Origin of the sequence: Amycolatopsis sp. VS8301801F10 (assembly GCF_046195355.1) — a bacterium.
GTDB lineage: Bacteria > Actinomycetota > Actinomycetes > Mycobacteriales > Pseudonocardiaceae > Amycolatopsis.
The window spans coordinates 6,838,887-6,865,634 of sequence record NZ_CP176065.1; the positions used below are offsets into that span (position 1 = coordinate 6,838,887).

General features: G+C 72.9%; 23 protein-coding genes. 4 read left to right on the plus strand and 19 right to left on the minus strand.

Going from position 1 to position 26,748, the window contains the following annotated elements; genetic code table 11:
- Positions 1 to 259: 259 nt before the first annotated feature.
- Positions 260 to 2,251, minus strand: a complete 1,992-nt coding sequence (gene ligA / locus F9C11_RS31540; protein ID WP_409180995.1) for an NAD-dependent DNA ligase LigA — start codon at positions 2,249 to 2,251, stop codon at positions 260 to 262.
- Positions 2,252 to 2,362: 111 nt separating this feature from the next.
- On the opposite strand from ligA, the gene F9C11_RS31545 reads away from it, so the two are divergent.
- Positions 2,363 to 2,626, plus strand: a complete 264-nt coding sequence (locus tag F9C11_RS31545) for a hypothetical protein (protein WP_409180996.1) — start codon at positions 2,363 to 2,365, stop codon at positions 2,624 to 2,626.
- 195 nt (positions 2,627 to 2,821) lie between these two features.
- Here F9C11_RS31545 and F9C11_RS31550 read toward each other — a convergent pair whose 3' ends face one another.
- Both F9C11_RS31550 and F9C11_RS31555 read right to left on the minus strand, forming a co-directional pair.
- Positions 2,822 to 3,331 carry a hypothetical protein gene (locus F9C11_RS31550; protein ID WP_409180997.1) on the minus strand — a complete coding sequence of 170 codons (510 nt, stop codon included), beginning with the start codon at positions 3,329 to 3,331 and terminating at the stop codon, positions 2,822 to 2,824.
- A 126-nt stretch (positions 3,332 to 3,457) separates the two neighbouring features.
- Positions 3,458 to 3,820: a winged helix-turn-helix transcriptional regulator gene (locus tag F9C11_RS31555; protein WP_409180998.1), complete on the minus strand. Its 363-nt coding sequence runs from the start codon at positions 3,818 to 3,820 to the stop codon at positions 3,458 to 3,460.
- A gap of 93 nt (positions 3,821 to 3,913) precedes the next feature.
- Here F9C11_RS31555 and F9C11_RS31560 point away from each other — a divergent pair, with 93 nt between their 5' ends.
- Entirely contained in the window at positions 3,914 to 4,570 is a 657-nt protein-coding gene (locus F9C11_RS31560) for an SDR family oxidoreductase (RefSeq protein WP_409180999.1), read from the plus strand.
- Between the two features lie 42 nt (positions 4,571 to 4,612).
- Here the strand turns inward: F9C11_RS31560 and F9C11_RS31565 are convergent, their stop codons facing one another.
- The 4 genes from F9C11_RS31565 to F9C11_RS31580 all read right to left on the minus strand — a co-directional run bounded on the left by F9C11_RS31565 (position 4,613) and on the right by F9C11_RS31580 (position 10,501).
- On the minus strand, positions 4,613 to 6,238 hold the full coding sequence (locus F9C11_RS31565) for a carboxylesterase/lipase family protein (RefSeq protein ID WP_409181000.1): 1,626 nt from the start codon (positions 6,236 to 6,238) through the stop codon (positions 4,613 to 4,615).
- A 732-nt stretch (positions 6,239 to 6,970) separates the two neighbouring features.
- Positions 6,971 to 7,369 carry a hypothetical protein gene (locus F9C11_RS31570; RefSeq protein WP_409181001.1) on the minus strand — a complete coding sequence of 133 codons (399 nt, stop codon included), beginning with the start codon at positions 7,367 to 7,369 and terminating at the stop codon, positions 6,971 to 6,973.
- Positions 7,370 to 7,633: 264 nt separating this feature from the next.
- Positions 7,634 to 8,398, minus strand: a complete 765-nt coding sequence (locus tag F9C11_RS31575; protein ID WP_409181002.1) for a GAF and ANTAR domain-containing protein — start codon at positions 8,396 to 8,398, stop codon at positions 7,634 to 7,636.
- 396 nt (positions 8,399 to 8,794) lie between these two features.
- Entirely contained in the window at positions 8,795 to 10,501 is a 1,707-nt protein-coding gene (locus F9C11_RS31580) for a GAF domain-containing protein (RefSeq protein WP_409181003.1), read from the minus strand.
- 135 nt (positions 10,502 to 10,636) lie between these two features.
- Between F9C11_RS31580 and F9C11_RS31585 the strand changes: the two genes are divergently transcribed.
- Positions 10,637 to 11,617 carry an Acg family FMN-binding oxidoreductase gene (locus F9C11_RS31585; RefSeq protein WP_409181004.1) on the plus strand — a complete coding sequence of 327 codons (981 nt, stop codon included), beginning with the start codon at positions 10,637 to 10,639 and terminating at the stop codon, positions 11,615 to 11,617.
- Positions 11,618 to 11,755: 138 nt separating this feature from the next.
- Here the strand turns inward: F9C11_RS31585 and F9C11_RS31590 are convergent, their stop codons facing one another.
- The 9 genes from F9C11_RS31590 to F9C11_RS31630 form a co-directional block, all read right to left on the minus strand.
- Positions 11,756 to 12,409 (minus strand): response regulator, encoded by a 654-nt coding sequence (locus tag F9C11_RS31590; protein WP_409187015.1) that lies wholly within the window; start codon positions 12,407 to 12,409, stop codon positions 11,756 to 11,758.
- A gap of 53 nt (positions 12,410 to 12,462) precedes the next feature.
- Positions 12,463 to 14,178 (minus strand): GAF domain-containing protein, encoded by a 1,716-nt coding sequence (locus F9C11_RS31595; protein ID WP_409181005.1) that lies wholly within the window; start codon positions 14,176 to 14,178, stop codon positions 12,463 to 12,465.
- 394 nt (positions 14,179 to 14,572) lie between these two features.
- The gene (locus tag F9C11_RS31600; RefSeq protein WP_409181006.1) at positions 14,573 to 15,463 is read right to left on the minus strand and encodes a universal stress protein; all 891 of its coding nucleotides are present in this window, start codon (positions 15,461 to 15,463) and stop codon (positions 14,573 to 14,575) included.
- Complete coding sequence (locus F9C11_RS31605; protein WP_409181007.1) at positions 15,460 to 16,023, minus strand: HPP family protein; 564 nt, start codon at positions 16,021 to 16,023, stop codon at positions 15,460 to 15,462. Before F9C11_RS31605 ends, F9C11_RS31600 begins: the two co-directional genes overlap by 4 nt.
- Positions 16,024 to 16,093: 70 nt before the next feature.
- Positions 16,094 to 16,357: a DUF1918 domain-containing protein gene (locus F9C11_RS31610; protein ID WP_409181008.1), complete on the minus strand. Its 264-nt coding sequence runs from the start codon at positions 16,355 to 16,357 to the stop codon at positions 16,094 to 16,096.
- Between the two features lie 173 nt (positions 16,358 to 16,530).
- Positions 16,531 to 17,331 (minus strand): universal stress protein, encoded by an 801-nt coding sequence (locus F9C11_RS31615; protein WP_409181009.1) that lies wholly within the window; start codon positions 17,329 to 17,331, stop codon positions 16,531 to 16,533.
- A 791-nt stretch (positions 17,332 to 18,122) separates the two neighbouring features.
- Positions 18,123 to 18,785, minus strand: coding sequence for a CBS domain-containing protein (locus F9C11_RS31620; RefSeq protein ID WP_409181010.1), 663 nt, complete (start codon positions 18,783 to 18,785; stop codon positions 18,123 to 18,125).
- A 121-nt stretch (positions 18,786 to 18,906) separates the two neighbouring features.
- On the minus strand, positions 18,907 to 19,308 hold the full coding sequence (locus F9C11_RS31625) for an Hsp20/alpha crystallin family protein (RefSeq protein WP_409181011.1): 402 nt from the start codon (positions 19,306 to 19,308) through the stop codon (positions 18,907 to 18,909).
- A gap of 158 nt (positions 19,309 to 19,466) precedes the next feature.
- Positions 19,467 to 20,279 carry a universal stress protein gene (locus tag F9C11_RS31630; RefSeq protein ID WP_409181012.1) on the minus strand — a complete coding sequence of 271 codons (813 nt, stop codon included), beginning with the start codon at positions 20,277 to 20,279 and terminating at the stop codon, positions 19,467 to 19,469.
- 86 nt (positions 20,280 to 20,365) lie between these two features.
- Between F9C11_RS31630 and F9C11_RS31635 the strand changes: the two genes are divergently transcribed.
- Complete coding sequence (locus F9C11_RS31635; protein WP_409181013.1) at positions 20,366 to 20,788, plus strand: hypothetical protein; 423 nt, start codon at positions 20,366 to 20,368, stop codon at positions 20,786 to 20,788.
- Positions 20,789 to 21,173: 385 nt separating this feature from the next.
- Here the strand turns inward: F9C11_RS31635 and F9C11_RS31640 are convergent, their stop codons facing one another.
- The 3 genes from F9C11_RS31640 to F9C11_RS31650 form a co-directional block, all read right to left on the minus strand.
- A complete protein-coding gene (locus F9C11_RS31640) occupies positions 21,174 to 22,001 on the minus strand; it encodes an IclR family transcriptional regulator (RefSeq protein WP_409181014.1) in 828 nt (275 codons plus the stop codon).
- A 1,125-nt stretch (positions 22,002 to 23,126) separates the two neighbouring features.
- Positions 23,127 to 23,846 carry an HAD family hydrolase gene (locus F9C11_RS31645; RefSeq protein ID WP_409181015.1) on the minus strand — a complete coding sequence of 240 codons (720 nt, stop codon included), beginning with the start codon at positions 23,844 to 23,846 and terminating at the stop codon, positions 23,127 to 23,129.
- A 155-nt stretch (positions 23,847 to 24,001) separates the two neighbouring features.
- On the minus strand, positions 24,002 to 26,557 hold the full coding sequence (locus tag F9C11_RS31650) for a LuxR C-terminal-related transcriptional regulator (protein WP_409181016.1): 2,556 nt from the start codon (positions 26,555 to 26,557) through the stop codon (positions 24,002 to 24,004).
- Between the last annotated feature and the right edge of the window lie 191 nt (positions 26,558 to 26,748).

Consider the following 26,748-nt stretch of genomic DNA (forward strand, 5'->3'; position numbering starts at 1 on the left):
TCCCCCGGGGATGGTCGATTCTGGGCGGAATCGTACGTGGCCGCGGTTCGCGGCGCGGGACTATGCGGGAATTCCCCCGGCTGGCTCCGTTCTCGACAGTCTCGTGCCGAGCGGGCTCCGGGAAGCCGTCGTGAGCACGGCTGCTCGCCGCGCACGAGGTTCTCGAGACTTGCCCTCGCCCACCGAGCGCCGCGGCCGCCCTCCCCGAGCGGCAGGGCGGGGAGGCGAGTCCTCCGCCGCCGGGGAGACGGCCGCGGGGTCAGGCCACTCCGGCCGCGATCAGCTGTTCCCAGATCACCCCCTGGTCCACGACCTCGACGCCGAGTTTCTCCGCCTTCGCGATCTTGCTCGCGCCCACGTCGGCGCCGGTGATCAGCAGGTCCGTGTTCGCCGACACCGAGGACGCGGTGGTCGCGCCCGCTGTTTCGCACAGGCGCTGGAAAGTCGGGCGCGGCACCTTCTCCCCGGATCGCGGGTCGCTGATCGCGCCGGTGACGACGACGGTCTTGCCCTCCAGCGGCGCTCCCGCGACGACCGCCGGCGGGAGGTCCTCCTCCAGGACGTCCAGGGAGACTCCGCGTTCTCGCAGGCGCTCGAGTTCCGGGCGCAGCCGGGTGAGGTGTTCCACCAGCGAGGCGGCGACCTTGGGCCCGATGTCCTCCACCTCGACCAGCCCGTCGACGCCCGCGTCCAGCACCGCTTCCAGCGAGCCGAACCCGGCGCGGCACAGGCGCGCGGCGGTGCCTTCCGACGCCATCGGGATCGCCAGGCCGATCAGCGCCCGGCGCAGCCCGACCCGGCGGCTGTTGTCGATCGACTCGATCATCCGCGTCGCCGAGACCTCGCCGATGCGGTCGAATTCCAGCAGGCGTTCCTTGGTCAGCCGGTAGAAGTCCGAGGGGTGCTCCAGGATCCCGGCCTCGGCCAGCCGTTCGATCCACACGCCGCCGATCGCGTCGATGTCCGCGGCCGCCCGCGACGCCCAGTGGATCAGCCGCCGCACCGTCTGGGCCGGGCAGGAAACGTTGGTGCAGAACAGTTCCCGGCTGTTGCCCTGTTCGGTGAGCGGCTGCCCGCACGACGGGCACTCCGAGGGCGGCACGATCTCCCGCTCGGCTCCGGTGCGTTTCGACTCGTCGAGCACCCCGGCGACGAACGGGATCACGTCGCCCGCCCGGCGCACCAGCACGGTGTCGCCGATCTTGATCCCGCGGGCGCGGATGACCTCCTGGTTGGCCAGCGTCGCGCGGGTGACCGTGGTGCCGCCCACGAACACCGGCTCCAGCCACGCGACCGGGGCGATCTTGCCGGTCTTGCCGACGTCCCAGACCACGTCGGACAGCACGGTCGTCTTCTCCTCGGCGGCGAACTTGTACGCCAGCGCCCCGCGCGGCGAACTCGATCGGGTGCCCGCGGCGGCGTACGCGGCCCGGTCGGCGAGCCGCAGGACCGCGCCGTCGATGTCGTAGTCGAGGTCGTTGCGCTGCTGCTCGATCGTGGCGATCACGGCTTGCGCGGAGGCCGCGTCGGCGCAGCGGCGCATGTCGGCCGCGGTGAACCCGAGCGCCAGCAGGCCGCTGCCCAGGTCGGTTTCCGCGCTGCCCGGCTCGGTGTCCAGGTCGAACGCGAAGAACCGCAGCCGCCGCTCGGCCACCGCGGCCGCGTCTTTCGCGCGCAGCGTGCCCGCCGCCGCGTTGCGGGGGTTGATCAGCGGTTTGTCCGGGTGCGCGGTGTTGTAGGCGGCGAACGTCGAGCGCAGCATCACCGCCTCGCCGCGCACCTCGACCCGGCCGGGCGCGCTGACCTGGTGCGGGATGCCGTCGGTCAGCGCCCGCACCAGCATGGTCACGTCGTCGCCCGTGGTCCCGTCGCCGCGGGTGACCGCGCGCGCCAGGCGGCCGTCCTCGTACACCAGGGCCAGCGACAGGCCGTCGAGCTTCGGCATCACGACCACCGGCTGGCCGGGGAACCGGGCGAAGAACGCCTCGACCTGCTCCGGCCGCGTCGCCTTCTCCAGCGACAGCATCGGCCGCGAATGCCGGACAGGCGCGTGCAGCACCGCCGGCCCGCCCACCTGGTCCAGCGGATTCGGGTCCGGGGCCAGCTCCGGGCTCGCCTCGATCAACCCGCGCAGCTCGTCCTCGATCGCGTCGTACTCCGCGTCCGCCACCATCGGCGAACCGCGGTAGTACGCGTCGCGCAGCACCACGATCTGATCGGCGAGCTCCTGAATTCGTTCCCGAACGTCCACGGACCGGAACGCTACCTGGCCCCACCGACAAAACCGCGCTGCGACGCAAACCGGACTGCGGAGGTTCCGGCTCGGCCGTCTGGCTGACGCCGCGCGCTCGACGCGTTGCGCGTGGAATCGGCTCGGCTCGAAGCCGTCGAGGACGGGCTCGGTTTCGGGTGGTGGGAGATGCGGGACGGGAGCCGGAGGTATACCGGCTGGTTGGGGTTGTTCGACGACGAGGCGGGCGAACCGGTGCTGCTCAGCCGGCGGGCGCGGGTGGCTACCGCGCTGGACGGCGAGTTGCTCGATCACGACAGCGCGGGCGCCGGTGCGCTCGTCGGGGAGGCCGCGCTGACGGCGGGCCGAACCGGGCGGATGCCGTGCCGGTGCTGACGCCCGGGGAGGCGAAGGGGCCGGAGCCCGATTCGGTGCCGATCGCGGACCGGGCCCGAATTCTCGCCCCACCGCTGGAGCGCAACGACCTCTACATCGCGATGACCCGCCCGACCCGGCAGCTGAGAATCATCCACTTCGGACCAGCACCCGCCGAACCGGCCCGGATCCAGGAACGCAGTGCGCCACCCCGGGTCAGAAAGCAGTGCCGGTTTCGAGTTCCTTCACCACGCGGGCCAGCCGCTTGATCATCGACCGTCCCTCGTCGGCCTGAAGACGGGCGAACTCAAAACCGAGAACCCCTTCGCCGACAACCCCGATCCGGCCCCGCAACGCCTGCGCCACCCCGGAATTCAGCTCGGGTTCCGAGACCCACGCGAGCTGGTCGAGCAGCCACGACTGCAACGGCTTGCCCGGTGCGGCCCGGACGATGCCGCCGACTGTGAACAGTGCGATGCGGTGCGAGGTGAGCGCGAAGAGGAACCGGCCCGGTGTCGAGATCGGCACCTGCGGCGCTTCGGCCTGCCCGCGTCGCGCGGCGAGCGCCATCCCGGCCGCGCCCGCGAAGCCGGCGATGCCCGCCGCGCCGGCGACCATCGTCTTCCGCACGCCGCCGGCGCGAAACGCGATCAGCGCGTGCAGCACCCGCTCCCCCGGCACGAACTCCCCGGCGAGGCGGCTTTCGGCCTTTTCCCGCAGTGTCACGATCCGCAGCCTTCCTGACCCGTCAACGCGTTCCGCTGTCGATCACGACCTCGCGGTTCCCGGAGGCTATGCGCGCCGGAAGGCTGCCGGTGACGGGATTTTCTCCGCCAGGCGCCCGGAGGGGGCTCAGCCCTGCCGGAGAGAGTGGGCCCGTTCGCGGGCTTCGAGGATTTCGGGGACGTGGGTTTCCGCCCATTCGCGGACCGCGCGCAGCGGCACCAGCAGGGAGCGGCCGAGGTCGGTGAGCCCGTATTCGACCCGGGGCGGCTGCTCCGCGTATTCGACGCGGGCGAGCAGGCCGTCCTCCTCCATCGCGCGCAGCGTTTCGGTCAGCACCTTCGGGGTGACGCCCTCGATCTTCTCCGCCAGCGCGGTGAACCGCAGCGGGCCGTGCTCCAGCGCGTTGACCACGAAGACCGTCCACCGCGCCCCGATCCGGTGCAGCACCACCCGGGACGGGCAGCGGGCGGACATGACGTTGTAGGGCACGGCGATTCCTCCGGTTCCGGTTACGTTGAAGTACCTGGTTACTTTTCCATAGCCTACTTCGGCCACGACACCCCGAAGAAACGGAGAAGGACCATGGGCAACCGGCTGGCCGGACAAACAGTGCTGGTGCTGGGCGGACGGCATCTGGGCACGGCGATCGCCGACGCCGCGGCCGCGGAGGGCGCGCGGGTGCGCGTCGCGTCGCATCGGCCCGGCGGACTGCACATCGACCTGTGCGACGAGGCGACCATCGCCGCCGCAGCCGCCGAACTCGGACCGGTCGATCACCTCGTCAACACAGCGGCCGCACCCCACGCGGCGCCGATTCGCGAACTCGACCGCGACAAGACCGTCGACGCCTTCACCGCCAAGGTCATCGGTCCCTTGCTGCTCGCGAAGCACTTCACGATCCGGCGGTCGCTGCTGCTGTTCTCCGGGCAGGTCGGCTGGCGGCCGGCCCGCGGAAACGTCGTGACCGGAGTCACCAACGGGGCGGCCGCCTTCGCCGCGAAGCATCTCGCCGCCGAACTCGCGCCCGTCCGGGTCAACGCGCTGTCGCCGGGAATCGTCGACTCCGGCGTGTGGGACGGCAAGGGAGACGCCAAACCGGACTTCCTCGCCAACGCCGCACAGCGGACCCTCGTCGGCCGCACCGGCACCGTCGCCGACGTGACCGACGCGGTGCTGTGGTTGCTGCAAGCCGAATTCCTCACCGGCGAAACCATCCATCTGGAAGGCGGCCGCCCCTGAGCACCGGTGCCGGCAGGCGGAAAGCCCGCCGGCACCGGGGAATCAGCGGTGCTGGGCGAACGGGGCCAGCGGGTTCCAGAGCCCGCTGCAGCGGTGCTGGCGCGGGATCTCGGTGGTGAGCTGGCTGTCCCCCGCCGCGTTGAGAGACATGACGACCGGGTTTCGCTCGGTGAAGGGGTCCCACTGGGGAGTGCCGTCCACGGTGGGGTTCCCGGTGCGGGCGAAGCCGGTCCACTGCGCCACCAGCTGGTCGGAAAGCACCTTTTGGTTAGGGGTGAGCTGAATTCCCGGCGGCGGCGTCAGCAGCATTCCCTCGGCGACGTGGTAGGCGCCGTTCGGTTTGGTGGGATCGAGGAAGAACGCCGGCGGCACGTCGGTGTCGTCCATTTCGTAGGCGTACACCGGAATGTGCCGCGAGAGCCGCTCGTCGTTCAGCAGCGCGGGGCAGACCGAATTGGAATCGGCCACGATCGTGCGGAAGGCGAGGAACGGGGCCGGATTCGGGAAGCGTTTCAGCGGATAGCTTTCGCTGACCTCCTTCGCGTGCTCGCCGTACTGCTGCGCCACCAGCCTGCGGTAGTCCTCCGGGGTCGACGCGGACGGCAGCTGCACCTCGTCGCGGGCCACGCCGTGCATCAGCGCCACCGGGTTGACCCGCCCCTTGGCGAACGCCTCGCCCGGCGACATCGGCAGCGTCGTGCCGTTCACGATCGGCGCGATCGTGCCGCTGTCCGGTTTCATCCCGTTGCCCGCCTGTTTCAGCAGGGCCGCCACCGGAAGCTTGCGCAGGCACGCCCCGGCGTTCGACTGGCAGCCCAGCGCTTTGGCGAACCGCGCCCCGGCCCGCTGCGCCTGCTCCTCGTCGGGCAGGTCGGCCTTGCAGTCCTGCGGCTGCCATTGGATGTCCGTGCCCAGCAGCGAGTTGTATTCGCCGTTCTGGGAAATGCCGCGCTGGAACAACCCTTTCGCGGTCGGCGAAACGGTGTGGTCGCACACGCTCGAACCGCCCGCGGACGCCCCGTAGATCGTGACGTTGTGCGGGTCTCCGCCGAACTTCGCGATGTTGCGCTGCACCCAGCGCAGCGCCGCCTGCTGGTCCTGCAGCCCGTAGTCGCCGGCGTGCTCGCCGAACGCCTCGTGCGCGAGGAACCCGAAAATCCCGAGCCGGTAGTTGACCTCGACGCTGATCACCCGGCCCTCGGTCACCAGCCGGCTCGCGTTCTGCGCCTGCAGGATCAGGAATCCGCCGCCGTGCAGCTGCACCATCACCGGCAGCTTCCCGTGCCCGGGATCGGCAGGCGCCCGGACGTTGAGGTTCAGGCAGTCCTCGGTTTCCGAGCCCGGGCCGAGACCGGCCAGCTGCGGGCACGCGTTGCCCGGCGCGGTCGCGGCGAACGGCTTGGTCCACTTGGCCGGCCGCCGCGGCGGAGCCCAGCGGAGATCGCCGACCGGCGGCGCGGCGAACCGGATTCCTTCCCACGACCGGACATCCGGGCCGGCGATCCCGCACACCGGCCCGTCGTCGGTCGCCACCGTGGTGCCCGGCGAACACGCCGGCGGCGGCGCGGCTTCCGCCCGGTCGCCCGCCGCGGACGCCGAAGCGGCCAGCGACGACGCCACCAGCGCGACCGCCGCCAGAGCGACGCCCGCCTTCCCGTCAAGTCTCATCCGTCCTCCTTCGCTCCCGCCTCGCCGGGAGGGCCGGACGGAGGGCGCGGGAGACGACGAGCGGCGTCCCCGCGCCGAACAGGCGGCCTCCCGGCATGGGCTCGACCTCATCGACGGCCGTTTCCCGGCCGTCCCCGCGAGAACAGCTTCGTTCCCGCCGCACTCCAGTCTGGGCTCGGCGGGAAAAGGCACAACCTCCGTTCGGTCGCGCGGGAACTGGCAAATTCCCGGGGAGAATGGTCTTTGTCCGGGGTCCGGATTCGCTCCGGCGGACGTGCCGCACCGGTCCGTGGCGGGGCTCCCGGCGAATGCGGTGAATTCTTCCCGGGATCCGGCGCGGAATCCGCGGGAAACGCCTGCCGAATGCGGGCTCGATTGGCGTTGTGCCCGATCTGGGGCTCCGGACCAGGCTTTGCGGGAACGGCGCGGGTCTGCCGGGGGCCGCGCCTCGACGACCAAGGCCGGTCCGCTCGCCTTGCCCGGCGCGTGGTCCGCAGTGGCGTGTTCCCCGCGAGTGCTCGACTCGACGCTGCCCGCGCGGCCGTTCGTCTCGGCACGGGGCTGCACGACCGGAGTGTGCGCGATCCGGCCGGGAAGCCTGCTTCCGCATGCCTCAGCCGCAGCGGAGCAGCCGGAACGCTCCCCGGCTGGCTCGTGCGCGCGGGCTGCTGGCCGTTGCGCTGCCGATCATTCGCCGGGCACCGCGAGGTACTCGCGCGAAGCGGCCAGCGATCAGCAGGACTGCCCTCCCGGCAACCGCCGCTGCGGGTGCTCGCGGCTGGCGTTCCACTCCAGCGCCGCGGCGAGCTGCCGGTCCGACAGCCGCGCCTGGCGGGCGAGTTCGGGCAGCGACGCCTGCCGCGCGGTCCGGCTCGCCTGGCACAGCAGGCCGAACCACCACTGCGCGTCGATCCAGTCTCGCCGGGCCTTCTCGACCAGCTGGGCCATGTGCTCGTCGCCGCACGCGTAGACGAGGCGCTGGCCGTGTCCGGCGAAATCGGCCGGATCGGCGCGCGAGGAATCGGGGACGAGCGCGGTCTGCAGTTTCCCCGGCGGGATCTGCTCGCCGCAGAGCTCGCACGATTTCCTGCGCCGGGCGCGGAAAACCGCTTCGGGGGACGTAAGCGACATCAGGCACTCCGGACTGTCCGCACGGATTCCGGGTCGCAGATGTCAGAAAGCCGGGGGCTGGGGCACGCGGCATCTGCATTCGCCCAGGCGGGGGTCCCGTCGAGGTCCGGCCCGGGACACTCACCGTAACGGCGTCCGGGCGGGCTTGCCAAGACGTCCGTTCGGGCTGCTCACGCCCCTCCCCGGCCGGGCTTCGGTGCACGGAACGGGGCCGTTACGGTCATTCCGGGTGGATTCCCGCGCACGCCGGGTGACGCCTGGCGTTCAGTCCGCGCCGCGCTCGCCGAGGACCTGGGCCGGCCGCAGCCGGCTGCTCGCGACCGCTTCGGCCACCTCGCTGAGCCGCTGGTTGCTCCCCCGGCTGTAGGCGCGGAGCCGATCGAACGCCGCCTCCATCTCCAGCCCGCCGGCGTGTGCCAGCACGCCCTTCGCCTGTTCGATGACGACCCGGCTGTTGAGCGCGTGCTGCAGCTGCTCGGTCAGCAGCTCGCGGCGGCGGATCGCGCGTTCCTGCAGGATCCCGATCGTGGCGACGTCGGTCAGCGCGTGCGCCACGCTCAGCGCGGCCCCGGTCAGCGGCGTCCCGTCGCGGCCGAACACGTTCAGCGTGCCGATCACCTGACTGCGCAGCCGCATCGGCAGCGCCCGCACGGACCGGAACCCGGCCCGCGTCGCCTCCGGCGAGAACCTCGGCCACCGGCCGGCCTGCGCGGCCAAGTCTTCCACCGCCACCTCTTCGCCGCTGCGATAGGCGTCCAGGCACGGCCCCTGCTCGGTCTGCAGCCGCAGCAGTTCCCGCAGCCGGCCGCTCTCCTCCGACGAGGCGATCACCTCGAGGTTGCCGCGCTGGTCCGCGAGCAGCAGCCCGGCGGCCGAGGCCCCGAGCAGCGTGACGCAGTAGCGCGCGAGCCGGTGCAGCAGGTGGGCCACGTCGTACTCGTCGGCCAGCGTGTCGGCCATCTCCACGAACGCCCGCAACAGCTCGTCCTCGCCGGATCGCGCGACCGAGCCGGCGAACCCGTCGCTCATCGGCGTCTCTTCTCCTTCCTCTCCCCGGGGACCAGCAGCTCGGAATGCAAGGCCGATTCCGAGAAATCCCCCGCTTCGGACCCCGCCCGTTTCACCGTCTTCTCAGGCACGCAACCACCGAGGATCGCAGTGCCGTCGGACGGTTTTTCACCTTACCCCGGCCCGTGTTCCCGCCGAATCGGCCTCGCCGGAAGCGGCCGGTTTCCCGGGCCCGCCCGGCATTGTCCGCAATGGACAGTCCGGGAACCGGCCGCTCGCCCGGACTCCGCCGCTCCACAGTGGACGGACGCGCCGAAGGGGCCTTGGGACCGCCTGTCGCCGAAACCGCTCGAGGTCGTCACCGCTGAATTCCGCTCGCTTTTCGCCGCATTCCGGCGGAATCCGCATTCGGCCGCGTCAGCTCAGCGGAGCCGACCAGTCCAGCCGCACCCCGCCGCCCGGTCCCGGGCCGATCGCGAACTCGCCGCCCGCCGACTCCGCCCGTTCCCGCAGGTTCCCCAGCCCGCTGGGCGAAAGCCCCTCCGGCAGCCCGCGCCCGTCGTCGGTCACCGAGATCCGGACCGTCTCGTCGCGGACCGCGACCGACACCGACAGCGCCGTCGCGCCCGCGTGCCGGACCGCGTTGCTCACTCCTTCCCGCACGACCGCTTCCACGTGCTCGGCCAGCTGGGCGGGCATCGCGTCGAGCGGTCCGGCCATGCTGACCGTCGGGTGCAGCGGCGCGTCGTCGGTGAGTTCCGCGATCGCGTCGTGCAGCCGGTGCCGCAGCCGCACCGCTCCCGCCGCGCCGCCGTGCAGGTCGAAGATCGCCGTGCGGATCTCGCGCACGATCTCGTGCATCTGGTCGATGCTCTCCTGCAGCCGCCGCTGCAGTTCGGGCGTTTTCGCGCGGCGCTGCGTGCTCTGCATCGCCAGCCCGACCGCGAACAGCCGCTGGATCACGTGGTCGTGCAGGTCCCGGGCGATCCGATCGCGGTCCGACAGCACGTCCCGCTCCCGCGCGGCCCGCTGCTGCGAAGCCAGCTGCAACGCCAGCGCGGCCTGGTCGGCGAACGACGCGAGCACCGGCAGCTGCGCCGTCTCGAACAACGCCGATCCCGGGTCCCGCAAGGCGATCAGCACACCCGAGGTGTGGTCGCCCGCGCGCAGCGGCACCACCAGCGCCGGACCGCGGCGGCCGTGCAGCAGCTCCAGCTCGGCCATCCGGCGCGGGGTCCGGTCCTGGAACACCGCGCCCGGCACCGTGCCGGCCACCGGCATCCGCAGCCCGGCCAGGTTCTCGCCGCCGCCCGCGCACACGGTGACAGTCAGCTCGGCGGAGTCGGTTTCCCAGTCGTCGTCGGTGTCGAGCCTGCCCGTGCCCGGCAGCGCGAGCATCGTGACGTCGGAGCCGGTCAGCTCCAGAGCGCGGCCCGCGATCAGCTCGAGCGCGTCGACCGGGTCGGTGCCGCCGAGCAGTTCCGTGGTCACCTCGCCGGTCGCGCCGAGCCAGCGCTGCCGCAACCGGGTCTGCTCGTACAGGTGCGCGTTCTCGATCGCGATCCCGGCCGCGGCAGCCAGCGCCTGCACGATCACCTCGTCGTCGTCGGTGAACTCCGCCCCGCCCTTTTTCTCGGTGAGGTAGAGGTTGCCGAACACCTCGTCGCGGACCCGCACCGGCACGCCGAGGAACGAGTGCATCGGCGGATGGTTCGCCGGAAAGCCGACCGACGCCGGATGCGCGGAGATCTCCGTCAGCCGCAACGGTTTCGCGTCGTCGATCACCAGCCCGAGCAGGCCGTGCCCCTCCGGAAGATGGCCGATCCGCTTCCGGGTTTCGGCGTCGATGCCGAGGTAGACGAATTCGGCGAGCGCGCCGTCGTCGCTGAGCACGCCGAGCGCGCCGTAGTGCGCCTCGCCGAGTTCGACCGCCGCCCGCACGATCCGCCGCAGCGTGGCGTCCAGCTCGAGTCCCGACGCGACGGCCAGCACCGCCTCGAGCAGGCCGTCCATTTTGTCCCGGGTGCCGATCAGCAGCTCGATCCGCTCCTGCAGATCGCGCAGCGTCTCCCGCAGCCGCAGCTGCGACAGGGTTCCGGACAGCTTCCGGGTGGTTTCCGGCATCAGACCTGCTCTCGGCGCTCGGCGTGCTCAGACAGATGACTTTCGCCCCTGTGCGCCCCCGCCCGGCGGACGCATGCTGAAGCGAACGACTACGCACGACACAGTGTCCCGCGTTTCGCGGCCCCGGGGAGAAGGATGACCCTTCAGGTGGCGCCGTCCGGCCTGCTCAGCGCCGAACAGGTGGCGTCGGTGCTGCTCAGCGCCACTCTCGCCCCGTCGACGCACAACACGCAGCCGTGGCTGTTCAGCGTCGGCCCGGCGGGCATCGAGGTGCACGCGGACGCCGACCGCACGCTGCCCGTCGCCGACCCGGACCGGCGCGAGCTGCTGCTGTCCTGCGGGGCCGCGCTGTTCAACCTGCGCGCCGCGATCCACGCGGCCGGCGTCCAGCCCGCCACCAGCTATTTCCCCCGCCGCGGCGATCCCGACCTGCTCGCGCTCGTGCGGCCGCGCGCGGTCGCGGCGACCGACCGCAAGCTCGCCGCGCTGGCCGCGGCCATCCCGCTGCGGCACACCAACCGCACGCCGTTCACCGCCGGATGCGTTCCGCCCGGGGCACTGGGGGCGCTGCGGCACGCGGCCGAGGTCGAACACGCCTGGCTGCCGCGGCTCGGCGAGGACCAGCTCGCCGGGCTCAAGGAGCTGATCCGCGAAAGCCACCGGCTGCAGACGGAGGACCCGGCCTTCCGGTCCGAATGGCGGCGCTGGACCGGCCGCGGCCGCGACCGCCGCGACGGCGTCCCGTTCGCCGCCGGAGGAGCGGTCACCGCGGACGACACCTGGGTGCTGCGCGATTTCGGCGGCGGCGCCCGCGCGCCGGGAGCCGCGCCGCTGGTCGTCGTGGTCGGGACGTTCGCCGACCAGCCGATCGACCGGCTCCGCGCCGGACAGGCCCTGCAACGCGTCCTGCTCACCGCCACCGCCCGCGGAATCGACGCGTCGTTCATCTCCCAGCCGGTCGAGGTCCCCGCCATCCGCGCCCGCCTCCGCGACCTGCTCGGCGGCGGGCTCTGGCCGCAGATCGTCCTCCGGCTCGGCTACGGCGCCCCGGTTCCGCGCACTCCGCGCCGACCGCTCGAGGACGTGCTCGTCACGCCCTCGCCGCTCAGCGTCTAACCACCCGGCCGCGACGGGCGGCCCCGCAGTTCCGTCGCCCGCGGGATCGACGCCTCGTTCAACTCCCCGCCCGTCGAGTTCCCGCCGTCCGCGCCGACCGCTCGAGGACCTCCTCGGCGTGGACCGCCCGACGAGCGTCTAGCCGCCCGGCCGCGACGGACGGCCCCGCAGTTCCGTCGCCAGCACCGCCGCCTGTGTCCGCCGTTCCATCCCCAGCTTCGTCAGCAACCGCGACACGTAATTCTTCACCGTTTTCTCCGCCAGGAACATCCGCTCGGAAATCTGCCGGTTCGTCAATCCCTCCCCGATCAAGCCGAGCAGCGTCCGCTCCTGATCCGACAGATGCGACAGCGGCCCGCGCTGTTTTTCCGCGCTGTCGCGCAGTTTCGCCATCAGCGCGGCCGCCGCGTGCGCGTCCAGCAGGGATTTTCCCGCCCCGACTTCCCGCACCGCCGAGATCAGGTCGAGGCCCTTGATGTCCTTGATGACGTATCCGGCGGCGCCGGCCAGCACCGCGTCGAGCATCGCCTGTTCGTCGGTGTAGGAGGTGAGCATCAGGCATTTCAGGTCCGCCGACCACGACCGCAGCTCGCGGGCCAGTTCGATGCCGTTGCCGTCGGGCAGCCGCACGTCCAGCACCGCCACGTCCGGGCGCAGCGCCGGGATCCGGGCCAGCGCCTGCGCGACGTCGCCCGCCTGGCCGACCACGGAGATCTCCGGGTCCTCCTCCAGCAGGTCGGCGACCCCGCGCCGGACCACCTCGTGATCGTCCACCAGGAAAACCCGCAGCATCGGTTCTTCTCCCACCTCGGGCTCGTTCGAGCGTACGGCGCGGCCTGCAGTGCTCACTCGTTCTCCGGCGGCCGCGTTTCCACCGGCACGGTCCAGCTCAGCCGCGAACCACCGGCCACGGTCAGCGTCCCGCCGCGGCGGCTCGTCTGCTCCGCCAACGCGGCCAGGCCGGGCGCGGCCGTCACGGCCACGTCGCCCGCGCCCTCGTACCGGACGGTCACCGTCGTCTGCGCCGGCTCCGCGTGGATCTCGACCTCCACCGATTCGGCCGAGGTGTGCCGGGCGATCAGCCGCAGCGCGTCGGCGAGCAGCGGCACCACGACGTCCGAGGGCACCGGATCGAGCTTCCCGGTCAGCTGCGTGGACACCGCCAGCCCCCATTCCTCGCGCGCCCGCGCGAGCACCCGCAGCACCTGGTCGCGGATCGGCTCCGGGGCCGGCGGCAGGACGTCGTCCAGCCGGAACACGGTCTGCTGCACGTGGTTGATCACGTCGTCCAGGTCGGCGATCGTCTCGCGCAGCCGCGCCGCGACCACCGCGGATTTGGCCAGCCCGGCCGTGGTCTGCAGGGACAGCCCGGTGGCGTAGAGCCGGTTCAGGATCTCGCTGTGCAGCCGCGCCGCGATCCGGTCGCGTTCGTCGTGCAGCGCGGCGTCCTCGCGTTCGGCCCGCGCCTGCGCCAGTTCGAGCGCCACCGACGCCTGGTCGGCGAACCAGGCCGCGATCTCGAGGTCGTCGGCGGTGAACGGCGGGCGGCCAGCCAGCCGGGAGACGGTCAGCACCCCGGCCACCGTCCCGTTCCCGGCGAGCGGCACCAGCATCACCGAATCGAGGTTCAGCGTCAGCACCGATGGCACGGACAGCCGCGACAGCTCGTCCGGCCACGAACCGATCCTCGGCTCGCCGCTGGCGAAGACCGTGCCGGCCACAGTGGACTCGGTGAGCAGCTCCCGCCCGGCCAGCTGCTCCGCGCCCGTCCCGACCGCGCGTTCCACGCGGAGGTAGCCCTCCCGCTCCGCCGGGCGGGTCACCGAAACCAGGTCCGCGGACGCGAGCGCGCGGGCGTATTCCACGACGCGGCCCATCGGATCGCCGAGGTCCGCCGACAGCAGCTCCCGGGTGACCGCGGCGGACGCGCGCAGCCATTCCTGCTGGTTCCGCGCCGTCTCGTACAGCCGCGCGTTCTCGATCGCGCTGCCCGCCGCGGCGGCGAGCGCGAGCGCCAGCTGCTCGTCCTCCTCGCCGAACTGGCCCTGTGCGGCGTCCGCGAGATAGAGATCGCCGAACACCTCGCCGCGCACCCGCACCGGGACGCCGAGGAAACTGGTCATCGGCGGATGCCCTTCCGGGAACCCGGTCGAGCGCGGATCGTCCTGCAGCCGGGCCAGCCGCACCGGACGCGGGTCCTCGACGACCGCGCCGAGCAGGCCCTTGCCCTCGGGCAGCCTGCCGATCCGCTCGACCGCCTCCGGGTCCATGCCGGTGTGCACGAATTCGGTGAGCCGTCCGTCCGGCCCGATCACCCCGAGCGCCGCGTACCGCGCCCCGACCAGTTCGGCCGCGGCCTCCACGAGGCGGCGCAGCAGCGCGGGCAGCGCGAGGCTGCCGGTGATCGACTGGGTCGCGCGCAGCAGCCCGCGCAGCCTGCCCTGCGTGCTGATGACCTCCTGGGCGCGTTCCACCAGTTCGCCGAGAAGCTGGTCCAGTTCCATCCTCGGCTGATCGGGGAACGTCAGATTCGCGTGTTCGGGTGTGTCCCGCTGGTTCACCCCGGCTCCTGCCCGTCCGGCCCCCGCGTCCCGGTGCGCGGCGCCACTGGGAATTCAGTCTTGCGGCTCGCGGGACGGGCCGTCAAGCGCGCGAAAAGGGCACGGCCGCGTTTTCCGGCGCTGCACGGGAAAACGATCGTGCCGGGTTCTCCCGCCGCGGGGAAATCGCGCGGGAAAAACGTCCCGGCCGCCGCGATTCCTTGGCCGCCCGGCGGAAGCGGGCGATCCGGCGGTCCGCCGCGCGGCGCAACGACGGGGCCGTCCGGCCGCGGAATGGCGCTTCCGGCGTAAATCCCGGGCGCGGGCGGAATTGCCGGTTGCTCCGTCCGGGCTTTCCGCGGGCCGCCCCCGTTGTTGTCATTTCGCCAGATGTGCGCGGGCCCGGTGAACCGGTTCAGCGCCGGGCCTCCGGCCGCACCGCGAGGACCGGGCACGAGGAATGGTGGATCAGCGCCTGGGCGGTCGAGCCCAGCAGCATTCCGGCGAAGCCCCCTCGGCCGCGGGTGCCGACGACCATCAGCTGGGCCCGCGCGGATTCGTCGAGCAGCGCCTGCCGCGGCCGGTCGCGGACCAGCTTCCGGCGCACCTCGACGCCGGGGTACTTCTCCTGCCATCCGTCGAGCCGCTGCGCGAACAGCTGCTCCTCGACCGGCTGGCGGCGGGTCTCCCACCGCTGCGCCGGGCGCGCGGTGCGCTCGATCGCGTCGCACACGACGTCGGCCCAGGCGTGCACCGCGACGAGCGGGACGTTACGCGCGCTGGCCTCCTCGAACGCCGCCGCGATCGCCGCCTCGCTGTTCGGGCTGGTGTCCACGCCGACCGCCACCGGCCCGTCGAGCGGGACCGGGCCCTCGCCGCGCCGCCCGCGGACCACCACGACCGGGCAGCCCGCGTTGCTCACGACCGCCGACACCGCCGCGCCCGCCAGCACGGCGGTGAACCCGTCGGCCCCGGTGCCGCCGAGCACGACCATCCGGGCGTCCCGGGACCGGTCGATCAGCAGATCGGGCGCGGAGTCGGTGTACACCTCGTTGCGGACCGGGGACGCGTCGCCGAACGGAACGGCCGGGTCCCCGGCGGGCGCGAGGAGTCCGCCGTCGGAGGGCGGGTCCTCGAAAAGCGGTCCCGGCCCGGCGAACCCGGCCGGCGCCGCGGTCTGCAGGCAGTGCACGAGCTCCAGTTCGAGGTCGCGGCCCTCGGCGAGCCGGGCGGCCCACCGGACCGCTTCGGCCGCGCCGTCCCATCCGCCGATCCCGACGAGCACCGTGCGGTCCCGGCGGTTCATCTGCCCGCCCCGTCGTGGGCCGCGCCGACGACGCCGGGCACCGCGAGCGCCAGCAGCGTCGCGACGTCGCGGTCGGTTTCGTCGTCGTACCGGTCGGTGATGCGCACGATCCCTTCGTGCACCTCGACTTTCCAGCGGCCGGTCCCGCCGTAGACCTCGAGCCGGTGCCGCACGTCCGCGGCGATCGCGGTGTCGGCGCGGGCGAGCGCGCGGACCACGTCGCCGAGCGTCACGACGCCGACCACCCGCGAGCCCTCGACGATCGGCATCGCCTGGCTGTCCGCGTCCACCAGCTCGCGGCAGACGTCGGCGAGGTCGGCTCCGGGCGGCATCCCGGCGGCGGGCGAGGTCATCACCGCGCCGACGGTCGTCTCGATCGCGCCCGGGGTCCGGCCGCGGACGAGCTGGGCCGGGGTGACGATGCCGACCAGCCGCCCGTCGTCGTCCACCACCGGGAGCGCGGGGAAGCCGCGTCCGGCGAGAATCCCGGCAGCCTCGCCGGCGGAGGTCCACGGACGCACCGTCTCCGCAGGCGAGGACATCAGATCGCGTGCGCGCATCAGACCCGTCCTTTCCCTGGCACTGGCTCGAAAGTAGGCGACCGGCCCGTCTGAGCACGCCGGTCCGGAGTCACCGGCGCGAGGGACCAACGTCCTCAGTGCCGCGGCGCGGGCGGCGCGCACCGCCCGGCGCGAGGGCTTTCCGCTCGGCCGCGGTGAGCACGACCGCGTCCGGTCCGGGGAAGACCGTCGAGACGTAGCCGCCGAGGAACCAGCGGACCGTGAACGGCGGCCCGCCGTCCGCGGTCCCGACCGCGACGATGCGGCCGTGCCGGTCCGGGACTTCCGCCCGGGCGCTCTTCACCACCAGCCAGTCGCCGGGCTGTGCGCGCATCGCTCCTCCTCGGTCACGCGCGGGGAAAGCTCCGCCGCGACAACGCTTTTGCGCGGTTCGGGCTCGGGGCGGTGCTGCCCGCGACGCACCCTCGGATCCGCCTCGCCCGTCCGCAGGCGGGCCGTCCGGGCGGGTCCTGATGTCCCGTAGCCGCGAGGTTTTCTCCCGCCCGTTCACCGGCACGCCCCGCGGACGACCGCGACCGGGCACGCCGCCTGCGCGAGCAGCCGGTTGCCGGTGGACCCGAGCGGCCCGCCCGCGACCGGGCCCCGGCCGCGGCTGCCGATCACGACCAGCTGCGCGCCCTCGACCGCCATCAGCGCCCGTCCCGCCGAACGCTCCCGCACCGCCCGGACGCGCACCGCGACGTCCGGGTATTTGTCCGCCCACGCGGCGACGCACTCGCGCAGCGCGCGGTCCTCCTCCGCGGCCCGTCCCGGCCGGTCGGACCGCCAGGCGCGCACCGCGATCAGCGGCACCCGCCGGTGCGCCGCCGCCTCGAAGGCGAATCCCCCGGCGCGGTCGTCGCCGGCCACCCCGACCACGACCGCCCCGCCCGGCGCCGCCCGCCCGCGCACGACGACCACCGGGCAGTACGCCCCCGCCGCCACCCGCAGCGCGACCGAGCCGATCGCCGCCCCGCGCAGCCCGCCGAGCCCGTGCGAACCCAGCACCACCAGCGACATCGACCGGGACCGCCCGACCAGCAGCTCGACCGCCGATCCGGCCTGCACGACCGGCTGGGTCGCCACCCCCGGCGCGGCTTCCCCGGCGACCTGCGCGGCGCGGCTCAGCCACCGGTGCGCGCGGGCGAACCGCTCCCGCGCGTGCCGCTCGGCAGTCCCGGCTTGGAACAGCTCCAGCCGGCACCCCCGGAGCGCCGCCTCCGCGGCTGCCCAGCGCACCGCCGCCAGCGACGCCTCCGACTCGTCGACCCCGACGAGCACCGCGCCGTCGCGCTTCTTCCCGGCCACCCCCGCCACCCCTTCCCGCCGCCGCTTCCGGCGACGGGGTCCACGGTGGCCCGCCCGGGAGTGCTCCGGCAGGGGCCGAAGTCCCTTCCCGGAGGGACGAAAGCGCATCTCCGGCGACCGGGCGGGTTTTCGCGGAGGGTTTCCGGCTGGGGATGGAGCCCGGCACGCAGCGGCGGTCGGATGGTGGTGGGGAGAACGCTCGGTTTCGGACGAGGGACGGGTGTGCGGGGCAGGGGGCCTTCCCGCTGCTCTCGGGGCACGCTCGCGCTCGGCCGAGGGGCAGCCACGCAAGTCAGAACCCTCCTCGGCCGATCCGCAAGCACCCGCGCTTCCGGACTACAGACTTGCTCCGCGAACACACTCGCATCCGGCCGGGGGCGGGGTGCGCGAGGCAGAGGTGCCTCCCGCAAGCACGTTCGCATTCGGCCAAGAGCCGGGCGTGCGTGGCGGAGCCCCTTCTGGAAGCACACTCGCAGCCAGCCGAAGGCCCCGCGCACAAAGCAGACGCCCCTTCCACACCCCTTCGCAAGCACACCCGCAACCAACCCAAGGCACTGCGCGAGGCAGAGGCGCCTCCCACACCCCTCCACAACTAGCCCAAGACCGGGCGCAAGGCGGGACCCACGTCCGGAAGCACACTCGCGTCCAACCGAAAGCCCGGCGCGCAAGGCGGAGGCCCCTCCCAGCCCCTTCCCGCAAGCACACCCGCTCCCCCGCCCCGGCAAGGGAAGCGGCCGCAGTCCGGAAAGGACCACGGCCGCTCTTCCCGTCGGGCGACGGGGAATCGGGGGTCACCCGAGCACTCTGCCCGCGGCCGGTTCGTCGGCCAGGACGGTCCGGGCATCCACTCCCACCCGCAGATGCTCTTTCACCGCCACCACGCCGTCCACGCGGCCGACCAGTGCCAGCATCACCGGGATCACCGGGACCACGCTGTTCCGCTCGACCGTGCCGGTAAGCGACACGACGCCGTCGCGCACCGCGATGTCCAGCGACGCCGGGTCGAGGCAGAGTTCGCGGTCCAGGACCTCGTCGCGCACCTCGTCGCGGATTTCGCTGTCCGGCCGCAGGAACACCCGCCCGAGATCGCCGCGCGAGACGAGACCGGCGAGGGTGCCGTCGGCGGCCAGCACCGGCAGGCGGTGCACCCGGCGCGCGTTCATCAGCCGGGCCGCGCGGCCGAGGTCGTCGTCCGCGCCGACTGTCACCGGCGGCGTGCTCATCACCTCGGCCGCTTTCGCGGACTTGCGCCATCTCCCGAGACGGCGGCCGGCTCGCTTCGGCAGATCGCCGCGCGTGACGAAGCCGAGAACCCGGCCGTCCTCGCCGACTACCGGCGCACCTCCGACGTCGCGCCGCTCCAGCAGCGCGGCGGCCGCTTCGACCGGCATCCCCGGCTGGACCACGGCGACGTCGACCGTCATCACCGCGCGGACCTGGCGACCTCTCTTCATACCTGGCTCCTCACCGCTAGGGCGGGACGCGCTCTCCCCGGACGAGCGGGCGCGAGAACAGCGAGCGGATCGAAGGCCCGTCCTGCTTCCCGGAAGTCCACAGTGGACACTCAACAGCGTTCTACTGGACCTCGATCTTGACCCGATTCTCATGCGGCTGTCCGGCAAGCGGCATCGAGATCTCGAGGATGCCGTCGGCGTAGCGCGCGGTCACCTCGCCGGTCACCGCTCCGGCGGGCAGCTGGACCGTGCGGCTGAACTTGCCGTAGGCGAACTCGCTGCGGCCGTCGAGGTGCTTGCGCTCCTCGCGCTCCGCCTCGACGGTCAGCAGACCGTCGTGCGTCGTCACGGAAATGTGGTTTTCCGGGTCGAAACCCGGGAGTTCCGCGCGGACCGTATAGGTCCCGCCTTCGGTGATTTCCTCGATGCGCACCGGGTTGTGGTCGACGAAGGGCCACGGCCGGTCGAGCCAGGCGGCGATGTTCGGCAGCGTTATCCGGGAACCGGGCAACAGTGACGTCATTGCGCACTCCTTTCTCGGGAACGGGGTCGCCCCTTCAGGAAACCTCGCCCGGCCGCCTTCGCGACGCGGCCGGACTGCCCGAAGGCGAAGGCCGAAAGTCACAGACCGGGCGGACCGGGTTCCGGAAGCGCACTGTCCACTGAGGACCCACCCCGGGCTCAGCGAGCCACCGCGACCGGACAGGACGCGTGCGCGAGCAGCCAATACCCCGTCGAACCGAGCAGACCCCCGGCGAGTGGGCCGCGAGCCCGGGCACCCGCGACGATCAGTTGCGCGCCAGCGGAAATACCGGACAGCGCCCGCGCCGCCGACCGCACTCGCACCACGTGCACGCGCACCGGAACGACCGGATGCTTGCGCGCCCAGGCGGCCACCTGCTCCCGCAATCCGTTCTCCCGGCCGGGGCGGCCGTCGTGCCACGCGTGCACCGCCTCGATTCCGGCCCCGCGGGAAACGGCGGCGTCGAAGGCGAAGGCGAGGGCGCGCTCGCCGCCGTCAGAGTCGTCGAGGCCAACCACCACCGGTCCGTCCTCCGCCGCGCTGCCCCGGATCACCACCACCGGGCACCGCGCGGAAGCGGCCGCCCGCAACGCGACCGACCCGATCGCCCCGCCACGCGCGCCGCCAAGCCCGTGCGCGCCCAGCACGAGCAGCCCGGCTTCGTCGGACAGCGCGGCCAGCAGTTCGGCCGCGGTCCCGAGCCGGACGCACATCCGCACCGGCACCGCGGGCGCGACCTGGCGGGCGGTTTCGGCCGCCTGCCGCAGCAGCAGGCGGGCGGGCTCCATCAGCGGTTCAGCGTCGCCGGGCGGGCTGCCGTGCGGGAGGAGGTCCGGGTCGTCGCACAGTTCGGCATGGAACACCACGAGCCCCGTGCCGCGCCGTCCGGCCTCCACCGCCGCCCAGCGGACCGCCGCGTCCGCGGCCGAGGACCCGTCGACCCCGGCGACCACCGGCCGGCTCACCGCCATGGCTCTCGGCTCCCCTTGTCCGCGCGGGGATCGGGTTCGCGAGCGGTGCCGGGTGGGACAGCGAACCGATCCACACGAAGAAGGTCATGGCCGGTGCGGCAGCGGTGTTCCCCAGCCCGCCAGCAGAGCACCTGGCTCCCCTTGTCCGCGCGGGGATCGGCATCGCAAACGTCGCCGGGCGGAGCAACGACCCGAACGACACGAAGAGAATCGCGACCACTGACGCAGCAGTGGCGTTCCCCGGCTCCCCGGCACAGCACCCGGCCCCCCTCACCCGCCCGGAGACCGGCACCGCGAACACCGCCGGACGGAACAGCGACCCGAACGACACGAAGAAGGTCGTGGCCGCCGGTGCGGCAGCGACGTTCCCCGGCTCGCCAGCAGAGCGCGGCACCGTGCTCGCCGCGTTCGGCGGGCGGGCGGGCAGCCCTCGGCAATCGGGCCCTCCGCTCCTCGTCCATGTCCTGCCTCCTCCGGCCGGTGCCTCGTCGTCTCGCGGCCGACGCTAGGCCGCGGCGGCTCAGTGTCTCTGCGGGAGGACGTCCGCGTCCCGGGAGTCTTTGGTCCCAGGGGGAAAGGCGCTGCGGCCCTTCGCGCGAGTTCAGCGAGGAGAACACGGCTCCGGGTGCGGGCACGGCTTGGGCCGATCAGGGGGTTTCGGGCGCGAAGTGGTTGCGTGGCAGCGGTTTTGTCCCGTCCGCTCCGCCGCTCACCGGGCGGGACACGGCCGCGCGCCAAAAGGGCGTGCGCCGATCAGCGGACATTCGCGGGGCACAGCCGGGCGCCAAGCCGTGCTCGGCATCAAGAACGCGGGCATTGCCGGGTTTCGCCGCTAGCCGAATTGCGCCGTTCCCCCAAAAACGTTCCGCCTTCCGGACGCTCCCGCCGCCGCGGTTATTCCACCGGACGGCCGGATTTCGCACTGCGCCAATCAGCCGCCACCGTTTCGCGGAGGATGCGCTGCGCGGTCATCCGGGTCGCCTGCAGCGACGCGTGCGCTTCGCGCGAATTGAACACCCGGCGCGGGGCCGCCACGCTCAGCGCGGCCACCGCGGTCCCGGTCACGTTGAAGACCGGCACCGCCGCGGCGATCAGCGCGCCGGGGATGCGCGGGTTGAACGACACCTCGCGCTGCCGGATCTCGCGCAGTTCCGCGCTCAGCCACGCCGGGAGGCCGCCGCCGTTCTCGTCTTCCCCGCGGTAGCCGGCGAACACCGCGAAGCGCGCGGCGAGGCCGGGGTCGAACGCCATCAGCACGCGGCCCGCCGCGCTTCCGGCCAGCTGCGAATCGTTTTCGATGCGCTCGGCCAGCGAGCAGTAGCCGCTGCTGTAGATCAAATGCACGAAATCGACGACATTGCCGCTGGCCACGCCGAGCCCGACCAGGTAGCCGGTGCGCCAGTGGATGTCGATCAGCGACGGGAGAATGCCTCTGCGCAGCCGTTGCAGTTCCTGCGTCGAACCGGGGCGGGCGAGCCGGCACACCGCTTCCCCGTGCCGGTAATGGTATCCGGCCCGCACGACCATTCCGTATCCCTGCATCTCGGCGAGAAGCCGGTGCACGGTGCTTTTCGGCAGCCGGGTCGACCGCGATATCTCGCTCAGCGTTTCGATCCCGCCCGAATCGCGAATGGCGCTCAGTATCGAAAGCGCCCGGGGAATCGGCTTGCGCGGCACCACGCTCGTGCAAGCCCACCGCCCGTTGTCGTCACTCGTAGTCACGGCCGCAACCTCCACCGAATCCACCCGTCCCTCGTGCGCCCGCGCGGTCCGGCGCGCCGGGGACCTCGTCCCGCGCGCCTCGGCGCGACTGCGCGACCGCTGCCCTTCGCGGTCCCGGCGCTTCCGCCGCTGCCGGGCGGCGCCGCGCCCCGCCGCCGCCCGATTCGGGCGCACCGGCGTCTTTCCCGGTGCCGTCCCGTTCCAGCGCCTTCATGCTTGCCCAGCGGCGCGTCCGGCACAACCGGTCGCACCCGTTCACTGAAAGAGATCGCCCCAGTGGCGCAGCGCGTTGGCCTGCCCGCCTCGTCGTGCGACAACTCCGTCCCCGGAAAGGGTCGCAAACCATCACGCTGCGTCACCGAAACGCGTTCGCGCGCCGTCGTGCTCGCGGGCCGTGACAATGGTCTTCCCCCGCTTTTCGTGTCCGTCGGAGAACCTGGGCGGAATGGCGCGCGGAAATCCGCCGCGTCCTCGACCCGGCCCCAGAATATTCCGGGCGCTCCTGCATTCCGCCGGAGCACGTCGGCGGACTCCGGGCGCCGCCGCCGTTCCGCCCCGGCACCGCCGCGGTCGGCGGACGGTCCGGCGCCGAAGCGGCGGTCGACCGGGCCGGCCACGGCGGCGGGGTGGTGCCGTCCGTGCCGGCCACGGGAGAACGGGCGGAAACCGTTTCCGGCTGCCGTCGCGCCTCCGCCGGAAGACGATACCAGCACTCAGTCGACGGCGAGCGATCAATCAAGGACGCAGAGCAATGTTCCAGGACGCGGAACAGGGCCTTGACATTCCCGCGGCACCTGAGCCAGCGATCGCGATCACCTTGGCACCCAACATGATCACGAAGCCCGCGCGCCGATCCGAAGCGGACACCGCAGTTTCCCGACCGCAGGAAGACGGAAAACGTCTCCTCAGGCCGCTGCCGAGTGCGCGCAGACCGCCAGAATCGTGCGCCGCGTTACGACGTGCCACGGCTGACCGGCGGGCCGCAGAGCAATGTTCCACGCAAACCGCGTCAACCGGACGCGCCGCCGATCGCGATCACGTTGGCACCCAACACGATCACGGAGCCGCTCGCCGACCCGAAGCGGTCACCGCATTCTCGCCCGCGGAAAGACGGAAAACGTCTCGTCACGCGGCCGCCGAGTGCCCGGCCAAGCGCGCGCAAACTCCCAGGATCGTGCGCCGATCCGCGAGGTGCCAGGGCTGTCCGGCGGAAAGCCGCCGGAGTTCGGCGTCCGGTTCGAAGGCCACGGCTTTGCCCACGCAGGAAAAGACCTCCGCGTCCGAGGCGGAATTCCCGATCGCCAGGGAGTTCTCCGCGTCGAACCCGGCCGCTTCGGCCAGGCAGCGCACGAAGGCCAGTTTGCCGCCGGCCGCGCCGGGGGCGGACAGCAGGCGTCCGGTGAACCGGCCGTCGGCCACTTCCACGACGGCGCCGTGCCCGCCGGACAGGCCGAGGTCGATCGCCGCCTCCTGCACCGGGAAATCGTGATTGCCCGACAGGAGGTGGATCCGGCGCCCGCTCGCGCGCAGCAGCGAAAGCAGGTCCGGGACGAAGGAAAACAGTTTTCCGCGGCTCGCCCGCCAGGTTTTCTGGGCGGCGAACCGGGCCTGCTCGACCGACGCGCCTTTCATCGCGAGCGCGTAGAGCCGGTAGATCTCCTCCGTCAGCCCGGGCGGCGCCTTGTCCGCGGCCGCGAACCGGTCGATCGCTTCCAGGCAGGACAGTCCCGCTTGCCGATCGCAGGTCCCGTCGTCGACCAGCACCCGCAGATAATGCCGCGAAGTGTGCCCGGGAAGCAGGGTCCCGTCCAAGTCCAGAATGGCGTATTTCGCCGCGGGGTTCATGAGAAGCACCGATTTTTCGCAGCCACGAAAACAGCCCTTCCGTGCGCGCTTTCACCGATTATCGGCGCTGACGGTACAGCGGCGCGCGGCCGGGCCGAGCGGCTTGTTCCATGTCCCGGGACAGCACTGACCCCGGCCCGGAAACGCCCGGCGCGTCAGCTGATCAGCCGGCGCGCGATCCCGGCGCGGCTGCTGAGGTCGAGTTTGTTCAGCACCCGAGCCACATGCGCGTCCACCGTGCGCGGGCTCAGGAACAGCTCCGCCGCGATTTCCTTGGTCGTCAGCCCGCGCACCACCATTTCCGCCACCTGCCGCTCGCGGCGCGAAAGAGCCCGCCCGCCCGAGGGCGATTCCAGTTTGCGCCGGCCGGCCAGCCGCCGCTGCACCTTCGTGGTCTCGCGCAGCAGCGCACCGGCGCCCGCGCTCTGGAACACCTCCCGCGCCTCGCCGATCCGCTGCGTCGCGGCGTCGAAGTTTCCTTGTCTCCCCAGCACTTCCGCGACCATCAGCACAGCGCGACCCCGGTGCAGCACCATCGACGCCCGGCCGAATGCGACCGCCGCCGCGGAAGCGTCCGTCAACGCGGCGGCGAGATCGTTTTCGGCGGCCGAAACCGTCGCGCGAGCCAGCAGCGCGAGGCCGAGGTCGCTCTTCAACCCGGTCGCCGCGGCGCGGTCCATCGCTTCCGCCGCCCGCCGGCGCGCCTCCGCCCCGGCGCCCTCGGCGAGCGCGACCCGGCAATCCTGCGCCAATCTGGCTACTGCCAACGGATTCGCCGTCCGCTCCGCGGGCTGTTCGACCGCGCCGGGGAACATGCCGAGTTCGAGGCCGGCCTCGGCGAGGATGTGCTCCACCGTCCGCCGCCACCATTCGACCGTGGGCCGCGGCAGTTTCTCCACCGCCCGCCATTGTCGTTCGGCCGCCGACCGGTCCCCGGCCGCGAGCATGACCCGCAACCGGATCGCAGCGGCCATCGGCACGACGTCGTGGTGGCCGAAACGGGTCGCGGCGGTTTCCGCTTCCGCGGCCGCCTCCGCTGCTTCGCCGAGACGGCCCAGTTTCCAGAGCACGTAACCGCGCACCGAGTACAGGAACGGCAACCCCTGCCGCAGCCCGGACTCGCTCAGGTGCAGCGCCCGGTCCAGCAGGGCGAGCGCGCGCCGGTCGTCGTCAAGGAAACACGAGGCCCAGCACAGCGCGGGCACGGTGTAGAGCACCGAACGCGCGTCGCTGTCGTCGAGCAGGTCGAACCCGTCGGCCGCGGCCTGCTGGGCGTGCCGGGCTTCGGCGGTCCGCCCGGCGCAGGCCAGCCCGATGGCGGCGAGCGCGGCGATCGCGGCCTGCACCGCGGGTCCGGCGCCCGGGTCGGCCGCGGTCCGGCGGAGCCGTTCCTGCGCCCCGGCGGTGTCGCCGTCCAGCAATTCCAGGTGGGCCAGTTCGAGCTGGGCCCGTGCGTCCGCCTTGCCGGACGCGGCGATCGCGGCTTCGGCGATCGACCGGGCGCGCCGGGTCCGGCCGAGCGCGTGCTCGCACCGGGAAAGCACGGCCAGCACGCGGGGCGAGTCCGGCAGGGCCGCCAGCACCGCGCGGGCCCCGGCCGGTTGCCCGGACGCCAGCAACGCCTCGGCCCGCAGCACCGACAGCCGGCAGTGCTCGTGCCCGCCGCGCATCCGTTCGGGCAGGTTCGCCACCGCCGCGCCGAGCCAGCGGGCGCCGGCCGCGGGATCGGTGCCGAGCACCTCCTCCCCCGCCGACGCCAGTTCGCCGACCGCGACCAGATCGTGGCGGTACAAGGATTTCTCGAGGTGATAGGCGCGCGAGGTGAGCGGCGCGTCGAGTTCGCGCAGGTAGGCCGCCGCCCGGTGGTGCGCGCCCGCCGCCCATCCGCGGCCGGCCACCCGGGCGGCCGCGGCGCGGACCAGCGGATGCCGGAACCGCAGCCCCGCCGGGCCGCCCGCCAGCACGCCTCGGCACAGCAGCCGTTCGATCGCGTGGCCCACTTCGGCCCGGGGCAGCACGGTCATCGCCTGGACCAGGTCCGCGTCGATGGTCGCGCCGCCGCACGCCGCGGCCTGCGCGACCAGCCGCTCGGGTTCCGGCAGCGCCGACACTTCGGCGAACAGCACGCGTTCCGCGGGCAGCATCGGCCGGTCCTCGGCCGCCGGGCTGTCGTCCGGCCCCGGCCACTCGTGCGGCGGCAAATCGGCCAGCAGCAGCAAATACAGCGGGACGCGCTCGGCCGCGGCGGCGATCCGCGCCCGCTCGGCCTCGTCGTGCCCGGGCAGCAGCCGGGCGACCTCGTCGTCGGTGAACGCGGGCAGCGTCACGTACCGGGCCGGGACCCGCTCGGCGTGCAGCAGCCGGGTCAGCGCGGGCTGCCGCTGCCCGTCGCGGACCGACAGCACCAGCCGCCGCTCGTTTCCCGGTCCCGAGACCAGCGACATCAGCAGCCGCAGCGACGCTTCGTCGGCCCATTGCGCGTCGTCCACCACCACCAGCGATTCCGAGCCGAGCGCGTGCGCCAGGCGCCGGGGGAATTCCGGCGCGCCGCCGGGCACCGCGCACACCGGATCCGGCGCCCGCCGGGCGACCTCGGCCAGCAGCCGGGTTTTCCCCATCCCCGGCCGCCCTTCCACCACCGTCACCGCGGCCGCGCGGTCCAGGCACGCGGCCAGTTCCGCCGACCTGCCGACAAACTCCTTCTCGACCACGCTCTCCCCCTTCGCCCGACCAGCGAATTGCGGTAATTCTACGGATGCTGGCACCCGTTATCTTCCGGTTTATTAAGTGCCCGGGACAGCCCCGGTAAATCAGCCGGGCAAGCGGGAACAGAGTAGTGCCCGCGCCCCGGCCCGGGCTATCGGCCAACAGGGAGAACCCCGGCCGCGCGCCCGGCCGGCCA